Source organism: Microbulbifer mixtoriginis (SeqCode), assembly GCF_052466695.1.
In genome coordinates this window covers 832047-849920 of record NZ_CP174285.1, presented here as the reverse complement: position 1 = coordinate 849920, position 17874 = coordinate 832047, and the positions used below count along the sequence as shown (strand labels likewise).

The window sequence follows — 17874 nt, the reverse complement described above, 5'->3', positions numbered from 1 at the left end:
ACTACTAAAGGTAAAAGTGGAAAGCACAGCATAACCAGAGAAACCCCTATCCATAGCCAGCGTACCAACGCCTTCTTTTGGCGATATTGGTATCTATAGCGGCGGGAGTCGTGACTTAATAGGCCAATTTGTGGAAACTCGGGCTGTTGCGGAAGAAAGAATCGCACAAAATTAGTGCAATAAAAGCAAATTATCGTCAGCAGCATGACACAAATACCTGACGGAAAGACCCTCTCAGTATAGGTCTTACCTAGGTAGTTTCAGGCCTGTACAATAGTAATTAGCCTGCCAAAGCCCATTTAGCGCTCGCTGGATTGGTACCAGCTGAGTTTTTTATGTAACCCCACCACACCACCAATAATGGTGAGCGTAGGCGCCCGTACAGCCTTTTCTTGGGCAAGAGCGGGAAGCGTATTGAGATCACCGATGATCACCCTTTGTGCCTTGGTAGTGCCTTTTTCAATCAGCGCCGCCGGCGTGGCTGTCGGTAGGCCATGCTGAACCAGCTCTGTACATATTGTTTGCAGGCCCGTTAATCCCATATAAAAAACCAGGGTTTGGCTACCGGAAGCCAGCTCATTCCATGGCAGGTCGAGACTACCTTCTTTTAGATGGCCCGTAATAAAACGTACCGACTGCGCATGATCTCGATGAGTCAGCGGAATCCCCGCATAGCTGGCACACCCCGCTGCAGCGGTTATTCCCGGTACCACCTGAAAAGGAATTGAGGCGTCGGCCAGTTTGTCGATCTCCTCTCCACCACGCCCAAAAATAAAGGGATCACCACCTTTCAGGCGCAGAACTTTCTTTCCCTGCCTGGCCAGATCAACCAGTAACTGGTTGATATCATCCTGGGGTACGGCATGAAATGCCTTTTTTTTGCCGACATAAATACGCTCGGCATCTCTTCGGACTAAGTCCATAACTTCTGGAGAAACCAGGCGGTCGTACAGCACCACATCCGCTTGCTGCATTAGTCGCAACGCGCGGAAAGTTAATAAATCGGGATCTCCGGGGCCACCCCCAACCAAATAAACTTCTCCAAGCGGGTTGGGGCTCCCCTGCCAATCTTGCAACGCGCCCAAGAATTCCCTCTCAGCATCTGCCAGCTGACCCACTTCCACCCGACGGGCAACAGGCCCAGTAAAGACCCATTCCCAAAAATTCTTACGCCGCGCCTCCGGCAACGCCTGCTTCACCTGTGAGCGCATACGCGAAGCGAAATCAACCAGTGATGCGAGCCCAGGGGAAAGCAATGCCTCAAGCTGGGCGCGAATGCGGCGGGCGAGAACTGGGGCCACACCACCACTACTGATCCCGATGGATAGATCGCCACGTTCGACAATTGCAGGGAAAGTAAAAGTGCACAATTCCGGAGCATCCACTGCATTTACCGGCAAGCGGCGCCTCTGCGCATCCCTGGATACACAGCCATTGACCTCAGAGCTGCTCGTTGCCGCAATCACCAAATCGGCTAGATCCAAATGCTCAACAGAATATGTTACCCGATGCCACTCTCCATCAGAGTCAACCACAATCCGGTGTAATTCTTCCGTGATATCCGGGGATACCACCAGAATCCGAGCCCCCGCCTTTTGCAGTAAGCGGGCCTTTCGTGTGGCAATGGAGCCTCCGCCAACGATTAAGCTGGGGCGATTTTTTACATCGAATGCAAGAGGGAGATAACGCACTGATTAATCCATCAAACAAGCAGTCGGGTAGTATTTTACCCAGAAAAGAAAAAAGGCGAACATAACGTTCGCCCTTTTAAGTCACTGCGCTCAGGCAGCAGAGATTACTTCCTGACCACGCATATAGGGGCGCAGCGCTTCAGGGACCTCGATACTGCCATCCTCGCGTTGGTAGTTTTCCAGCACTGCAATCAAGGTGCGCCCTACTGCCAAGCCGGAGCCATTCAGTGTGTGTAACAATTCCGGCTTGCCGGTTTCCGGGTTGCGCCAACGCGCCTTCATACGGCGAGCCTGGAAGTCACCCACAAGGGAGCAGGAAGAGATTTCGCGGTACTTGTCCTGAGAGGGAATCCAGACTTCGATATCGTAAGTCTTGCGCGCAGCGAAACCAATATCACCACCACACAACACTACAGTGCGGTAAGGCAGGTTCAGCTTTTGCAGGATCGCCTCAGCATTTTTGGTAAGGGTCTCCAGCGCTTCCTCGGACTGGTCCGGGCGCGCCGCCCACACCAATTCCACTTTTTCAAACTGGTGCTGGCGAATCATGCCGCGAGTGTCGCGGCCGTGTGAACCGGCCTCAGAACGGAAGCAGGTTGTATGCGCGACCAGCTTGTGCGGCAAAGAATTACTGTCCTCGACAATATGATCGCGATACATATTAGTAAGAGGCACTTCTGCTGTCGGAATCAGATAGAAGCCACGCTCATCGGTCAGCTTAAACAGATCCTCCTCGAACTTTGGCAGCTGCGAGGTTCCATACAGGGAGTCACCATTGACGACCACCGGTACGTTAGTTTCTTTATAACCATGCTCCTCAATGTGCGTATCGAGCATGAATTGGGCGAGAGCACGGTGTAAACGCGCTACTTCACCGGACATCACAGCAAAGCGCGATCCGGTAAGTTTTACCGCCATCTCAAAATCGAGACCGCCGAGCTGGGAGCCGAGATCTACATGATCTTTGATCTCAAAATCGAAGCTACGGGGCTGCCCCCAGCGACGTACTTCCACATTGTCATCTTCGCTCTCGCCTTCGGGCACCGAAGCATCCGGCAGGTTGGGAATTGCGGACAGAATCGCATCCAGCTCTTTCTGCAACTCAGACAGCGCCTGCTTGGCATTTTGTAACTCGCCCCCGAGGGACTCGACTTCTTTGAGCAGCGGAGCAATATCTTCTCCGGAGGCCTTAGCTCGCCCGATATTTTTCGACTTGCTATTGCGCTCGTTTTGCAAACTCTCGGTGCGCACCTGCAGCTCTTTACGGCGCTCCTCGAGGGCTTCCAGTTTGGCAGTATCCAGTTCCACACCGCGTTTTTTCAGGGCCGCGGCCACTTGGTCCATATCCGTGCGAATCAGTTTGGGATCGAGCATCGTTTCCAGTTCGCCTGTAATCAGGCTCCTACAACAGAATTAAAATAAATATTGGTTAAAAATAACGCGTCGCTAGGGCGACCGCGGCTCCCGTGGCCGCCAGACAGCAAATGAGACTGCCGACAATATAGCCAAGAGCCATCAAAGGTTGGCCATTGTGCCACAGTATCAAGCTTTCTAGGGAGAAAGTGGAAAAGGTGGTCAGTGCACCGAACATTCCTGTCATGATTAGCAGGCGCCACTCCTCTCCGAGCATTGCTCTATGGGTGATCAAAATGTAGGCGATGCCAATCAGAAATGATCCAAGCACATTCACGATCAACGTACCCAGCGGGAACTTCCCACTGAATACCGGATAGCTCCAGACGCTTATCTGGTGACGAAGTATTGCCCCCAAGGCACCACCTATGGCGATGGCCAGCCACTGCATGGTCTTTTACCTTAAATCCTTACGGTTTCTTCTTATAACGTTGCTGCTCACTCTCACTGTTAAGCCGGCGCAACACTTGCAACTTTTCGGAAATTTTTAACTCCAGCCCACGGGGAACCGGCTGGTAATACTCTCTATCCGCAATTTCTTCAGGGAAGTAGTTTTCCCCGGCTGCGAAAGCATCTGGCTCGTCGTGGGCATAGCGGTACTCGGCCCCATGCGACAAACTTTTCGCCAACTTCGTGGGGGCATTGCGCAGATGCACCGGCACCTCGTAGCTGGGATCACGGCGCACATCCGCCACTGCGCGCTTATAAGCGCTATAAACTGCGTTACTTTTCGCCGCGACAGCAAGATAGGTAATTGCCTGCGCAATGGCCAGCTCTCCTTCGGGACTACCGAGACGCTCCTGTACATCCCAGGCATTAAGAGCCAATTGCAATGCTCGCGGGTCGGCATTGCCAATATCTTCACTGGCCATTCGCACTACCCGGCGGGCGACATATAAGGGATCACAACCACCATCGAGCATGCGCACAAACCAATAAAGCGCGGCATCGGGGTCGGAACCCCGTACCGATTTATGCATGGCGGAAATTTGGTCATAAAAATAATCACCGCCCTTGTCAAATCGACGCACGTCAGCGCTGAGTACTTCACTGAGCACATCCTCATCGACCAGCAACCTACCACCCTCCTCCCTGGCCAAATCGCAGGCGACTTCCAGCAGGTTCAGGGCACTGCGCGCATCCCCATCGGCCGCGCGGGCAATTTTAGCCAAAACTTCTTTTGGGATATAAACATTGCGCTCGCGCAGTTGATCATCCGTCTGCTGAGCATACCCAAGCAGCCCGATTAGATCTTCTTCGGGAATACTGCGCAGTAGATACACACGGCAGCGGGATAAGAGGGCGTTGTTCAGCTCAAAAGCCGGGTTTTCGGTAGTAGCGCCAACAAAAGTCACCGTGCCCTCTTCTACATAGGGCAAGAAAGCATCCTGCTGCGCCTTATTAAAACGATGTACTTCGTCGACAAAAAGAATGGTATTGCGGCCTGACTGCATGCGCTGTTGCTCGGCCTCTGCCACTGCCTGCCGAATATCCTTCACCCCCGCCAACACCGCTGAAAGGGTAGCAAAGCGCGCATCACACTCCTCAGCTAACAGCCGAGCAAATGTGGTTTTGCCGACTCCTGGTGGTCCCCACAGGATCATTGAGTGTAACTGGCCGCGCTCAACCGCTTCCCGCAACGGCTTTCCCTTTCCCAATAAATGCGATTGGCCCACATAGTGGGCCAGAGAATTAGGCCGCATTCTTGCGGCCAGCGGCTGATGCCGTTGCGGGGTTTGAAACAGGTCACTCATCTTTGATTATGTCTGTACCAGCGGGCGGCTTGAAATTAAAGATGGACTCGGAAAGTTTCGGGTTTGCTTTCAAACTGTTGAAAACAATCTCCGTGCTCTGCCCCATGCTGTCGCGCACTTTCATAGCAGACGGCAGACCATTTTTAGCAAAGCGGATTTCCATAGACTTGAATGGCGCCTTTGGATTTTTTGGCGTCAGCTGATAAATACCGTCCTTTAAAGCCACATCGAATGATTTACGAATATCCTCAACCTTACCGCCGAGAAGTAAAGCAGGGGTCTCTTTCATACGCTCATCCACCGGGCGTATAGTGACTTGCTCAAGATCCGGATCATAGAGCCAAAGGGTTTTATTATTCGTTACCAATAACTGGGCGTATGGCTCGCCGGTTTTCCAGCGCAACTTGCCTGGCCGCTGTACTGAAAAACTACCATTGCTTTTTTGCGATACCTTACCGCGCTCATCAATCAGCGTTTGCTTAAAGTTTCCTGAAAGGGAAGACAACGGTTGCAGGAGTTTGCCGAGTTCTTCTGTAGCATCGGCCCAGACTGCACTGCTCGCAACGGTCAATACCAGCAGGAAGTTGCGCAGAATATTCTTCATCATTGATTTCCAGTATGTTGATTTCCCTAAAGATTAGTCAGCGGGAAGTGAACCGCAGCTTAACTTTGGATGGCGCCGCCCCTCCTTTTTTTAGGCTGGAGGCGGAGCCAGTACCTCACGGTTGCCATTATGCCCCGCCGGTGAAACAACTCCGGCAGCCTCCATGGCATCGATAATTCGCGCGGCGCGATTGTAGCCGATGCGAAGCTGGCGCTGAACTGAAGAGATGGACGCCTTGCGCGATTTGGTGACAAAGGCAACCGCTTCATCGTAAAGAGCATCAGCCTCAGGGTCATCTTCATCACCGCCCTCAGACTGCAGGCCAGGCACTGGAATACTGTTGTTGCTGTCATCAACAATGCCGTCGATATATTCGGGTTCTCCGCGCCGGGTCCAGTCCGCGACGACTTTATGCACTTCATGATCGTCCACAAAGGCGCCATGAACCCGCACTGGCACCCCACTGCCCGGAGGGAGGTAGAGCATATCGCCGTGACCGAGCAGCTGTTCGGCACCGCCCTGGTCTAGGATTGTGCGGGAATCCACCTTGGAAGAAACCTGGAAACCGATACGGGTAGGCACATTGGCCTTGATCAATCCGGTAATCACATCCACTGAGGGTCGTTGAGTAGCTAACAGCAAATGAATTCCCGCAGCACGGGCTTTCTGTGCGATACGGGCAATCAGCTGCTCCACCTTCTTGCCAACGATCATCATCATGTCGGCAAATTCATCAATAACAACCACGATTGCGGGCAGTGCCTTAAGTGCAGGAGCGGTTTGCTCTTCAGCCGGAACGCTGGAAGCAGGATCCGGTTCCCACAGTGGATCTAAAATCGGCTCACCAGCTTCCTCTGCCTCTTTTATCTTGCGATTAAAGCCCGCTAGATTGCGCACTCCCATCGCCGCCATCAATTTATAACGGCGCTCCATCTCGCCCACACACCAACGCAAACCGTTGGCCGCATCATTCATATCGGTGATCACCGGAGTGAGCAAGTGGGGAATACCCTCGTACACCGATAGCTCCAACATCTTCGGATCCACCAAGATCAGGCGAACCTCATCCGGAGTAGACTTGTACAAAAGGCTGAGCAACATCACATTGATGCCCACAGACTTACCAGATCCAGTGGTACCGGCAACCAGGAGGTGGGGCATCTTGGCGAGATCGGCCACTACCGGTTGGCCGGAAATATCGTGCCCAAGTGCCAATGTCAGGGGTGATTTGGCATTCTCATAGACATCGGCGGACAGCACTTCACTAAGACGTACCATTTGTCGATTTTCATTGGGAATCTCAATACCCACCACTGATTTCCCCGGGATCACCTCCACTACGCGGACACTGATTACCGCCAAAGATCGGGCCAGGTCTTTGGCCAAGTTTGAAATCTTACTCACCTTTACACCCGGCGCCGGTTGGATCTCAAAGCGGGTTACCACAGGACCGGGTAATACCGATACAACTTCGGCTACCACACCAAAATCTTTAAGCTTCAGCTCCAATAAGCGCGACAGGGCTTCGAGGGATTCCCGGGAAAAGCCCGGTTTCTTATTTTGATCGGAAGGATCAAGCAAGCCTAAAGGTGGCAATGTTCCTGTAACAGGCCCGCCCTTGAATAATTCGCCTTGCTTTTCTTTAGCCGCACGGGGGCTCTGCTTGGGCTTTACTGGAGCCGCTTCAATCTTAGGGGGAATTCGCTTGGCGGTGCGCTGCTTCTCTTCTTCCACTGCGGCTTTGCGCACGACTATGGCTTCCCGCGCCACGCGCTGTTCTGTGCGCTTCAGGCGCCAATGCTTGTAGTAACTGCTCAACCAGGCGATAAGCCCTAACACATTACGACCAATGGACTCGGCCAACTTGAGCCAGGAAAGGCCTGTGAATACCGTGACACCAATGGCAAAAATCGCCAACAATAAAATGGTCCCACCAACATAACCAAGACTTCCCTGAAGAGAACTTGATAGCGCGTCTCCAATGATTCCGCCGTTTGTGAAAGGCAGAGGATCGTCAGCGGGAGAGAAACATAGTGTCGCCAAAGCGGCACCACTAATTAACAGAAGGAACAGACCAAAGACTCTCAGCGCAAACAGGGGAGCATGGAAACGTGCATTGCGGTCGCGTAAGATTTTATAAGCACGCAAGCCAATCAACAGGGGAAACAGATAGGCCATCCAACCCAATAGCGAAAGGCATACATCGGCAAGCCAGGCGCCTGCAGGACCGATGGCATTGTGAATTTCCCCTACCTGCCCGGTATGGGACCAACCTGGATCTTGGGAATCGTAACTGAGCAGGCTGATAGCCATTAATAGTGCCCCTGCCAGCAGGCAGATTAATGCTCCCTCACGGACCAAACGGGCGACGAGTGAATCCGGCAATGCACCGCTCTTTTCAGAATTTTCTCCGGTTGCGCTTTCGGCCTTCAATGGCTTACCTCAATATTCTTTGTTGTTGCTTTCTGGTACTTGTAACAAACGGAAATCGCTAATTGAGCGATTTCCTCGATGGCCTAATTATCTTTGATTTATGCTGGTTTGTATGTGCGATATATACAAGCCGGGATCTTAAGGGAGATATCCTCTCCAGTATCCCGCCAACACAGTGAATCTCTTATCTCTTGGGGCACTCTGTCGCGGGCAAAGTTGTTCAGTATTTCTAGTTTGCTGGAGTCTCCACCCAGCTCGGCACCCAAGCTTGCTCGGGTGCTGTAAGTGAATTCAGCCTGAAATATTTCCTCACACCCTCTGAACCCAGCACTTTTAAACAGCCAGGATATCTGGTCCTGCCTGGGGAAGTAGCGGTTGAATGCTTGAGATTCGCAACCAGCCAACATGCTGGTTTTTCGTACGATATCTGTAAACACATCCTGTATCACACCGGAGGCCGGCAGCAATTGCCAAATAATAAAACGCCCCCCTCGCTTCAGGACCCGAAAGACATTCCTCATTACCAACGGCTGGTCCAACTGGGGCACTTCGTGCAGCCCCATTTTGAGTACTACCGCATCAAAAGATTCCTTTTCATAGGGCAATGCCCTGGCATCACCCACAGTAACATCGACAACCCTTTCACGCACTTTTGAGTTGATACGCTTGAGCTGGGAATGGTGGGTATCGCACATACTGAGGGCGAGCCCCATTGACTTTTTATCACCATACTCCAACAGCAACTGGCTGACCGCGCCACTGCCGCTCATTAAATCCAGTACTTTATTTCCCTCTCTGAGATCCAGCGCTTCGAGTAGCTTTGCTTTCGACTCGGGTGAAGCCACGAAGGCGTCTAAAGCATCATGGGAAAGGACATTGTACCCATCCGCCACAATATCGCATCTGACCTGCAGCTTCAGGGATGCGAACAACTCCACTAAATCTGGAGGGCCATGCAAACTGGCAATATGGCTACCATCAGGCCCTAAATCGACAGAAAGCCTCAAGGAGAAGGTGTCATCCAGGATTTCCGACACAAATACCTGTGCTTCATTACTGAGACTGAAGGTAAATGTGGGGTGGCCAATCAAATTGCTGCCCAGATTCAACGGTACTATTTTTCTGCCCTGCCTCATGGCTTCGCCCTTTGGCCGTTGTTATGCATCCCAAATTTGGCTAACTACCAAAAGGATGAAAACACCTCCTCCGAGCCCTCTTGTGACCAAATACAAATACTTTATAAGTCGTACCGGGCGGACTTCACATCAAATAAATCGCAATTTATTCAATAAAAACAATGAATTATTCTCAATTATTGATGTCGTTTCTGGGTGGTGAGAACCGGGTCGACTCACTGCAGCGATCTAAATAGCACTTTCCAATGGCATAAATTGAGGCAAACTATTTCGTCGAATTGTCACTATCGCCTATTATATCGGCCAATCTAATAGCTTTGGCTGATCAAAATATGGCCGGCTAGGTGGACTCCCAGTTATCTGGGTAAACTTTGCACACAGACAGGTTTAAAGAGAGTTTCATGAGCAACAACCATCATCGACTGATTATTCTCGGTTCTGGCCCCGCAGGCTACACAGCAGCCATTTATGCAGCCCGCGCAAACTTGAACCCCGTTGTTATTACCGGTATGCAACAGGGTGGGCAGTTGACCACCACTACAGAAGTTGAAAACTGGCCCGGTGGCATCCCCGAGCTGCAGGGCCCCGATCTGATGGTGCAAATGCAACAACACGCCGAGCGCTTCGACACCCAGATTATTTTTGATCACATCGAGTCTGTAGATCTGAACAATCGCCCATTCACTTTGAAGGGCAATGAAACCTATACCTGCGACGCCCTAGTCATCGCCACTGGTGCCTCAGCTCAATATCTGGGCCTACCGTCTGAAGAAGCCTTCCAGGGTCGTGGTGTCAGTGCCTGTGCGACCTGTGACGGTTTCTTCTATCGCGATCAGAAAGTAGCCGTTGTAGGCGGTGGTAATACCGCAGTAGAAGAGGCCCTATACCTGTCCAATATCGCCAGTGAAGTTACCCTGATCCACCGCCGTGACGAGCTTCGCGCCGAGAAAATCCTTCAGGATCGCCTGATGGAGAAGGTGGAAAACGGCAATATCAAACTTTGCTTTCACCACACCCTCGACGAGGTTCTTGGTGATGACAACGGAGTAACCGGCCTGCGCGTTCGCAGCACCCAGGACGACTCCACCAAGGAATTGGAGGCCGCCGGTGTATTTATCGCGATTGGCCACAAGCCCAATACCGACATCTTTAAAGATCAGCTGGAAATGAATAACGGCTATATCATCGTGCAAAGTGGCCTGGAGGGTAACGCCACTCAGTCATCTGTGCCCGGCGTGTTTGCAGCTGGCGATGTGTCTGATCACATCTACCGTCAGGCGGTCACCTCCGCTGGCACCGGCTGTATGGCAGCCCTGGACGCCGAGCGTTTCCTCGACGCCTAACAACTGCTTCTCACCCGGGTAGCCTCAAGGCTACCCGGGCCTCCTCAGACCCAGGACAGGAAACAGCTTGTGGCAAGGAATACCCAAAGCCACCTAATGTGGCTCGACCACAATCATATAGATTTCCCTTCTACCCAGACTGCTCTAGACGATCCCAATGGACTCCTCGCAGCTGGTGGAGATCTCTCCCCGGAATGGTTGTTGGCCGCCTATCGCCGAGGTATCTTTCCCTGGTTTTCCGAAGACCAGCCTATCCTCTGGTGGAGCCCCTCACCGCGCTGTGTAGTAATACCCAACGACTTCCGTATTGGCCGCAGTCTGCGTAAAACCCTGCGCAGAGGTATTTTCTCAGTCACATTTGACCAAGCCTTCGAACAAGTAATCGAGGGTTGCCGCCTCCCCAGGGGTTCTGAAGATGGCACCTGGATTACCGATGAGATGGCCGAGGCCTATATCGACATGCACCATCTGGGCCATGCCCACTCCGTTGAGGTATGGCGTGAGGGTCGGCTGGTCGGTGGACTTTACGGTCTCTCAATCGGCCGTATTTTTTTTGGTGAGTCCATGTTTCACAGAGAGACAGATGCTTCCAAAGTCGCTTTTGTCCACCTCGTTCGCCAATTAGAATTGTGGGGCTGCCCACTGATCGACTGCCAGGTAAGCAACCCCCACCTGAGTAGTCTTGGGGCCGTTGAAATGTGTCGTAGGGACTTCGAACACCTGCTGGAGGACGGCCTTACACAACCCGCCTTTCCGCAGCTTTGGAAACTTTCGTGGACTTATGGGTAAATATTCTCAGCTCGACTCGGTCCGGCTTTTGGCAACCCTGCCCCACCCATGTGGCTATCTGCCAGATAGGGAGGCTACAACGGTATTTGTGGACCCGCAGACAGAGGTAGACCAGCGCCTTTACAACCGCCTCTCAGAGCTGGGCTTTCGTCGCAGCGGGGCCTATCTCTACCGACCTCAATGCGCAACATGCAGGGCCTGTGTGCCCGCCCGTGTACCAGTGGGCCTTTTTGTACCGGATCGCAACCAGCGCCGCTGCTGGAAACGCAATAAGGACCTGGATATCTTTCATATCGAATCCATCGACACCGATGAGCATTACGAGCTGTATGCACGCTACATTGAGCAACGTCATGCCGATGGGGAAATGTACCCTCCGAGCCGCGAGCAGTATCGTAGCTTCCTAAGCCCGGCCTGGGGAGCTACTCGCTATATTGAGCTGCGTGCACGTGGGCGCCTAGTCGCAGTGGCGGTCACCGACCTGCTTACTGCAGGCCTGTCGGCCATCTATACTTTCTTCGACCCGGATGAGGACAAGCGCAGTCTGGGCAGTTACTGCATTCTCTACCAAATTGAATGGGCCAGAAGATTAGGGCTTCCCAATCTGTATTTGGGCTATTGGATAGAGAAATGCCATAAGATGGCCTACAAAAGCCAGTTCCAACCCATTGAAATGCTCACAGAGAACCGCTGGAGCCTGAAATCTCTATAATTCCTACGCACGCGCCCTTTGCTCTATTCTGCCTTTTCGTGCAAAATGCTCGCCCGTCAAGCCGCGGCTAGGCAAGATTGCCTCCGGGGTAAAGGTCTGATCAAGTTATTTGAAGGTTGCTGCCGCATGGCAAAAGACGATTATATTGAAATGGAAGGCGAGGTGATCGACACCCTGCCAAATACCACTTTCCGCGTAAAGCTGGAAAACGGACACGTGGTCATTGCGCACATCTCTGGAAAGATGCGTAAAAACTACATTCGCATCCTCACCGGCGATAAGGTCAAAGTGGAACTCACCCCTTACGACCTGAGCAAAGGTCGCATCACCTACCGCGCCCGCTAATTCGCTCGCCAGGCAAAGAGCTTTTAGTGATTTGCCCTGGACACAAAAAAGCCACCTTGCGGTGGCTTTTTTGATGTATTTTTTGTAGAGCTAGGCAGGAACCGCCGTTTTTATGGAGAGTTCATCATTCTCTATGACGACCACCACGCGGCCCCCCTCCTCTGCCAACTCGCCAAACAAGACTGACTCAGCCAATGGCTTGCGCAGTTTGTCTCTTATCAAACGGGACATCGGGCGAGCCCCCATTTTTTCATCGTAACCGCGAACAGCCAGCCACTCGCGAGCCTCATCATCTACGATCAGAGTCACACGAGAGTCATCTAGCTGCGCTTGCAACTCGACAATAAACTTATCCACTACTGTTTTAACCACATCCAGTGGCAGAGAGCCAAACTGGATAATACTATCGAGGCGGTTGCGGAACTCTGGGGTAAACATCTTTTTGATTTCCTCCATACCATCGGAGGAGTGATCCTGGCTGGAGAAGCCGATAGACCGACGACTCATCAGCTCTGCGCCCGCATTAGTGGTCATAATTAATATGACATTGCGGAAGTCCGCTTTGCGGCCGTTATTATCTGTAAGAGTTCCGTGATCCATCACCTGGAGAAGCAGGTTGAAGACTTCTGGGTGAGCTTTTTCAATCTCATCGAGCAGTACCACACTATGTGGATGCTTAGTCACAGAATCAGTCAGCAAGCCGCCCTGATCAAAACCCACATATCCCGGTGGCGCACCGATCAAACGGGAAACCGTATGTCGCTCCATATACTCAGACATATCGAAGCGGATTAACTCAATCCCCATCACTTTGGCCAACTGCCGACAGAGCTCAGTCTTACCAACGCCTGTGGGGCCAGAGAACAGGAAGGACCCTATGGGCTTCTCCTCAGCACCCAACCCAGCACGGCTGAGTTTAATTGCCGTACTGAGCGCCTCAATTGCACGATCCTGGCCAAATACCACCATCTTGAGGTTGTCATCAAGCTTAGACAACTGCTCTTTATCAGAAGCAGAGACACTCTTGGCCGGGATTCGGGCCATCTTGGCAATTACCGACTCGATTTCACTGATACCAATCACCTCAGTGCGCTCTTCAACCGGCAACAGCGATTGGAAAGCTCCGGCCTCATCAATTACATCTATCGCCTTATCAGGCAGGAAGCGCTCGGTGATATGGCGACTGGAAAGTTGAGCCGCGGCATCGAGGGCGGCGTCAGTGAAACGAACTTTATGATGGTCTTCGAAACAACTCCGAAGCCCCTGTAATATTTGCACAGTCTCCTCTACCGATGGCTCACTGACATCGATCTTTTGAAAACGACGGGAAAGCGCACGATCTTTCTCAAAAATGCCGCGATATTCGGTAAAGGTGGTGGAGCCAATGCAGCGGAGCTGACCGCTGGACAGCAGCGGTTTCAACAGGTTGGAGGCGTCCATAACGCCGCCGGATGCTGCGCCGGCTCCAATAATGGTGTGAATTTCATCAATAAACAGGACTGCATGCTCACGCTTCTTCAGCTCTGCCAGCAGCGCTTTAAAACGTTTCTCAAAATCCCCACGGTACTTGGTACCAGCGAGCAGAGAACCGAGGTCGAGGGAGTAAATAGTGCTCTCTTTTAGTGGCTCAGGGATATCCTCATCCACTATTCGTCGGGCCAACCCCTCCGCGATTGCGGTTTTACCGACTCCGGATTCTCCAACCAACAAGGGGTTGTTTTTGCGACGCCGCGCAAGAACCTGGGTGACTCTCTCTACTTCGGGGCCTCGCCCTACCAAGGGATCAATTCGACCCAAGATAGCTTCCTGGTTCAGGTTGGTCGCGTAACTCTCCAGGGGGTCTGAACCTCCAGGCTCAGAGCCTGTACTGATCTCCTCTTCCACCTGCTCTTGGGTGGTATCTGAACCGTGGTGATGATTGTGATTGTTGCCGCTGGAACCAACCCTGGAAATTCCGTGGGTGATGTAATTGACTACATCGATACGCGCAACACTCTGCTGCTTCAGATAATAAACGGCTTGGCTTTCCTGCTCACAGAAAATAGCCACAAGCACATTAGCACCGGTAACCTCTTTTTTCCCCGATGACTGAACATGGAAAACAGCCCTCTGCAACACCCTCTGAAAACCCAATGTGGGCTGAGTTTCGCGATCGGTGTCCGCCTCTGGGATTAACGGCGTGGTAGAGTCCACAAACTCCAGTAGTTCGCGGCGCAGTGCGCTCAGGTCGGCCCCGCAGGCATGCAACACGTCAGCAGCCGACTCATTATCCAGAAGCGCCAGTAACAGGTGCTCCACAGTCATGAATTCGTGCCGCTTCGCTCGTGCACCCTTGAACGCCAGATTGAGCGTTACCTCTAAGTCCTTGCTGAGCATTTAAACCTCAAACCCTAATCGCCAATGTTCCCCGCCGACTCCGCTGGTAGGCGTGCACCCTTTGCCGGCGTCTAACTCCTGGCTGATTCCCTTCAGGTGACGGGACCCTTGTGCTAAAGCAGCTGTAATTTCAATCAATCGTCTTTACTCTCGTCCGCCTCAATCTCACACAATAGTGGATGCTCATTCTCCTGGGCGAACTGATTAACCTGAGCGGCCTTTGTCTCCGCTATATCCCGAGTATAGACACCGCACACTGCTTTTCCCCGCGTGTGTACTTGCAACATCAACTGTGTGGCGCGCTCACGGTTAACCCCAAAAAACAACTCCAGAGTCTCTACGACAAAGTCCATGGGGGTGTAGTCATCGTTCAACATGATGACCTTGTACATAGGCGGGCGCTTGAGCCGTGGCGGCGCCTCCTCCAATGCGAGCCCGCCCTCGGAACCCTCACCGTCGAAATAGTCTTCTCCAGAATCACTGGAGCCTAGTTTAATGACCTGCAAAATACTCATAACAATTATCAATGTGTTCTATCGAGCCTTGATAGTGCAGCATGCTCAACCATCAATGACCTGCCATTGTAACCTTATTTGACCAACGACACAGGGAGATCACAGCCTCAAGCGCGGTTTCTTGACATTCCTATAGCAGTTGACTACAAGAGGTAGTGCCTGCTCATTCACAGCCGTTAGTCGCAGATAGGATCGCAGCCGATTAATCCGCAGGTCAAATAAATATAAAAACTCTGTAAGGTGGCCGACTGGCCACTCAGGCAATTAGAGGGAGTTCGATATGCCTACTGGTACCGTGAAGTGGTTCAACAACGCTAAGGGATATGGGTTTATTCTTGCAGATGAAGGAGGGGAGGATCTGTTTGCGCACTATTCCGCTATTCAGATGGAAGGCTACCGAACCCTAAAGGCCGGCCAACAGGTCACCTTTGATATCGTCAGAGGCGACAAAGGCTATCACGCCGCCAATATTTCCACCGCAGTGGCGGCAGAGACCGCACCTAGCCCCCAAAGCCCCAAAGTGGCCGCTATTGCAGATCCCAACCACTCTGAAACAGAGCGGGAAAAAGAGGCAGAGATGCTCGACTAACCCTGCAAGCCCGCACAAGCAGCCCCCACCAACAAAAAAGCCCCTTGCTGCAAAGCAAAGGGCTTTTTCTAGCTAGGGCCAGGTTGATTAAAAAACCTAGCCCCAAATCAGCCAATTAGGCCATGTGCTTGATCACTTCGTCACCAAACGCAGAGCAGGATTTCAGCTCAGCACCATCCATCAGGCGCTCGAAATCGTAGGTTACGGTTTTCGCTTCGATAGCACCTTCCATACCCTTGATTACCAGGTCAGCAGCTTCGTTCCAGCCCAGGTGACGCAGCATCATCTCAGCGGAAAGAATCAGGGAGCCCGGGTTAACCTTGTCCTGGCCAGCGTACTTAGGTGCAGTACCGTGGGTTGCTTCGAACAGGGCAACGTCGTCGGACAGGTTTGCGCCCGGAGCGATACCGATACCACCAACCTGTGCAGCCAGTGCGTCAGACAGGTAGTCACCGTTTAGGTTCAGGGTAGCAATTACGTCGTACTCAGCCGGACGCAGCAGGATCTGCTGCAGCATAGCGTCAGCAATTACGTCCTTAACAACGATTTCCTTGCCAGTCTTCGGGTTCTTGAAGCTGTGCCAGGGGCCGCCGTCCAGCGGCTGAGCGCCAAACTCGTCGCGAGCCAGCTCGTAACCCCAATCGGCGAAGGCACCTTCGGTGAACTTCATGATGTTGCCTTTGTGTACCAGGGTTACGGAATCGCGATCCTGGTCCACAGCGTACTGAATAGCCTTGCGCACGAGACGCTTGGTACCCTCTGCAGAAACCGGCTTAACACCGATACCACAGTTCTCAGGGAAACGGATTTTCTTAACACCCATCTCGTCCTGCAGGAACTTGATAACTTTCTTGGCTTCGTCGGTATCAGCTTTCCACTCGATACCAGCGTAGATATCTTCAGAGTTTTCACGGAAGATAACCATGTCTACCTTGTTCGGCTCTTTAACCGGAGAAGGTACACCGCTGAACCAGCGAACGGGACGCTGACATACATACAGGTCCAGCTCCTGACGCAGGGCAACGTTCAGGGAACGGAAACCGCCGCCCACAGGTGTGGTCAGAGGGCCTTTGATGCTGACAACGTAATCTTTGATCGCTTCCAGAGTTTCAGCTGGGAACCAGTCGCCAGCGTAAGTCTCTGCGGCTTTCTCACCACAATAGATTTCCATCCACTCGATTTTCTTGTCGCCGCTGAAAGCTTTCTCTACCGCAGCGTCGATTACCTTGCGCATTACCGGAGTGATGTCCACACCGATGCCGTCACCCTCGATGAACGGAATTACCGGGCGATTCGGAACATTCAGCGAACCGTCGGAATTGACTGTAACTTTTTCGCCGTCTGCCGGCACTTGGATGTGACCCATATTGCGTAAACTCCCAAAATTCTATGACTTTTTAGGTCCAGCGTTGCTTGCACCGCTCCCCCGGGACCATTGGGCGGGGATAAAAATCGGCGGGATTATAGCAGCATCGGCTAATTTTTGTAGTTGGATTACAATACTCAATTTTTCTTATGCCCAAGATTATTCTCCTAAACAAACCTTTTGGCGTGTTAAGCCAATTCACGGACCCCCAGGGTCGCGCCACGCTGGCAGACTACATCCCGCACAAGGGCTTCTATGCCGCGGGTCGGCTCGACTATGACTCGGAGGGACTTCTACTACTCACAGATGATGGAGCGCTACAACATCAAATCAGCCACCCGAAGAGAAAGATGGCGAAGACTTACTGGGCACAGGTAGAGGGGGATATTTCAGATGACGCCCTGATGTTTCTGCGCAAAGGTGTAGATTTGAAGGATGGACGCACAGCGCCCGCTAAGGTCCGCAGACTCTCCGAAGTCGACCTGTGGCCGCGCAATCCCCCAATCCGAGAGCGCAAGTCCATTCCCACCAGCTGGGTAGAACTTATCATTCACGAGGGTAAAAACCGTCAGGTGCGACGTATGACCGCAGCGGTTGGCTTCCCTACCCTGCGCTTGGTTCGAATGGCTATCGGCAATTGGAATCTCGACACTCTGCAGCCGGGGCAGCACCGCTCGGAGGAGGTTTTCTCTGCGCCTAAGCCAAGGCCCAAAGGTAAGTCGAAGCCACCTCAGAAGCGCAATCGTCCTCGCCGGAGACAATAAGCAATAACCCAAGATGAAAGCGGCCTTGGTCAGAAGCCCGATTC

16 protein-coding genes are annotated in these 17874 nt (G+C 52.4%); 6 read left to right on the top strand and 10 right to left on the bottom strand.

Annotation, left to right across the window (positions count from 1 at the left end):
- Window positions 1-299 precede the first annotated feature (299 nt).
- The 7 genes from cysG to ACJJI0_RS03785 form a co-directional block, all read right to left on the bottom strand.
- Window positions 300-1691 (bottom strand): siroheme synthase CysG, encoded by a 1392-nt coding sequence (gene cysG, locus ACJJI0_RS03815; RefSeq protein WP_444884730.1) that lies wholly within the window; start codon window positions 1689-1691, stop codon window positions 300-302.
- Window positions 1692-1781: 90 nt separating this feature from the next.
- Entirely contained in the window at window positions 1782-3065 is a 1284-nt protein-coding gene (serS, locus tag ACJJI0_RS03810) for a serine--tRNA ligase (protein ID WP_444884729.1), read from the bottom strand.
- Window positions 3066-3120: 55 nt separating this feature from the next.
- Entirely contained in the window at window positions 3121-3495 is a 375-nt protein-coding gene (gene crcB, locus ACJJI0_RS03805; protein ID WP_444884728.1) for a fluoride efflux transporter CrcB, read from the bottom strand.
- Between the two features lie 19 nt (window positions 3496-3514).
- On the bottom strand, window positions 3515-4858 hold the full coding sequence (locus ACJJI0_RS03800; RefSeq protein ID WP_444884727.1) for a replication-associated recombination protein A: 1344 nt from the start codon (window positions 4856-4858) through the stop codon (window positions 3515-3517).
- Window positions 4851-5462 carry an outer membrane lipoprotein periplasmic chaperone LolA gene (gene lolA / locus ACJJI0_RS03795; protein WP_444884726.1) on the bottom strand — a complete coding sequence of 204 codons (612 nt, stop codon included), beginning with the start codon at window positions 5460-5462 and terminating at the stop codon, window positions 4851-4853. Before lolA ends, ACJJI0_RS03800 begins: the two co-directional genes overlap by 8 nt.
- Window positions 5463-5552: 90 nt before the next feature.
- Window positions 5553-7895 carry a DNA translocase FtsK gene (locus ACJJI0_RS03790; protein WP_444884725.1) on the bottom strand — a complete coding sequence of 781 codons (2343 nt, stop codon included), beginning with the start codon at window positions 7893-7895 and terminating at the stop codon, window positions 5553-5555.
- Between the two features lie 98 nt (window positions 7896-7993).
- Window positions 7994-9031, bottom strand: a complete 1038-nt coding sequence (locus tag ACJJI0_RS03785; protein ID WP_444884724.1) for a class I SAM-dependent methyltransferase — start codon at window positions 9029-9031, stop codon at window positions 7994-7996.
- A 401-nt stretch (window positions 9032-9432) separates the two neighbouring features.
- On the opposite strand from ACJJI0_RS03785, the gene trxB reads away from it, so the two are divergent.
- The 4 genes from trxB to infA all read left to right on the top strand — a co-directional run bounded on the left by trxB (window position 9433) and on the right by infA (window position 12220).
- Window positions 9433-10374: a thioredoxin-disulfide reductase gene (gene trxB, locus ACJJI0_RS03780; RefSeq protein ID WP_444884723.1), complete on the top strand. Its 942-nt coding sequence runs from the start codon at window positions 9433-9435 to the stop codon at window positions 10372-10374.
- Window positions 10375-10443: 69 nt separating this feature from the next.
- The gene (gene aat, locus ACJJI0_RS03775) at window positions 10444-11163 is read left to right on the top strand and encodes a leucyl/phenylalanyl-tRNA--protein transferase (protein ID WP_444884722.1); all 720 of its coding nucleotides are present in this window, start codon (window positions 10444-10446) and stop codon (window positions 11161-11163) included.
- Entirely contained in the window at window positions 11156-11875 is a 720-nt protein-coding gene (locus ACJJI0_RS03770; protein ID WP_252081787.1) for an arginyltransferase, read from the top strand. The genes aat and ACJJI0_RS03770 overlap by 8 nt, the downstream gene beginning before the upstream one ends.
- A gap of 126 nt (window positions 11876-12001) precedes the next feature.
- Window positions 12002-12220 (top strand): translation initiation factor IF-1, encoded by a 219-nt coding sequence (gene infA, locus ACJJI0_RS03765; protein WP_010130378.1) that lies wholly within the window; start codon window positions 12002-12004, stop codon window positions 12218-12220.
- Window positions 12221-12310: 90 nt separating this feature from the next.
- On the opposite strand, the gene clpA is transcribed toward infA, so the two are convergent.
- A complete protein-coding gene (clpA, locus tag ACJJI0_RS03760; RefSeq protein WP_444884721.1) occupies window positions 12311-14596 on the bottom strand; it encodes an ATP-dependent Clp protease ATP-binding subunit ClpA in 2286 nt (761 codons plus the stop codon).
- 134 nt (window positions 14597-14730) lie between these two features.
- Window positions 14731-15111 carry an ATP-dependent Clp protease adapter ClpS gene (gene clpS, locus ACJJI0_RS03755; RefSeq protein WP_252081789.1) on the bottom strand — a complete coding sequence of 127 codons (381 nt, stop codon included), beginning with the start codon at window positions 15109-15111 and terminating at the stop codon, window positions 14731-14733.
- Between the two features lie 280 nt (window positions 15112-15391).
- On the opposite strand from clpS, the gene cspD reads away from it, so the two are divergent.
- Complete coding sequence (gene cspD, locus ACJJI0_RS03750; RefSeq protein ID WP_286036961.1) at window positions 15392-15700, top strand: cold shock domain-containing protein CspD; 309 nt, start codon at window positions 15392-15394, stop codon at window positions 15698-15700.
- Between the two features lie 115 nt (window positions 15701-15815).
- On the opposite strand, the gene icd is transcribed toward cspD, so the two are convergent.
- Window positions 15816-17066, bottom strand: coding sequence for an NADP-dependent isocitrate dehydrogenase (icd, locus tag ACJJI0_RS03745; protein ID WP_252081790.1), 1251 nt, complete (start codon window positions 17064-17066; stop codon window positions 15816-15818).
- Between the two features lie 149 nt (window positions 17067-17215).
- Here icd and ACJJI0_RS03740 point away from each other — a divergent pair, with 149 nt between their 5' ends.
- Complete coding sequence (locus tag ACJJI0_RS03740; RefSeq protein WP_444884720.1) at window positions 17216-17830, top strand: pseudouridine synthase; 615 nt, start codon at window positions 17216-17218, stop codon at window positions 17828-17830.
- The last annotated feature ends 44 nt before the right edge of the window (window positions 17831-17874 follow it).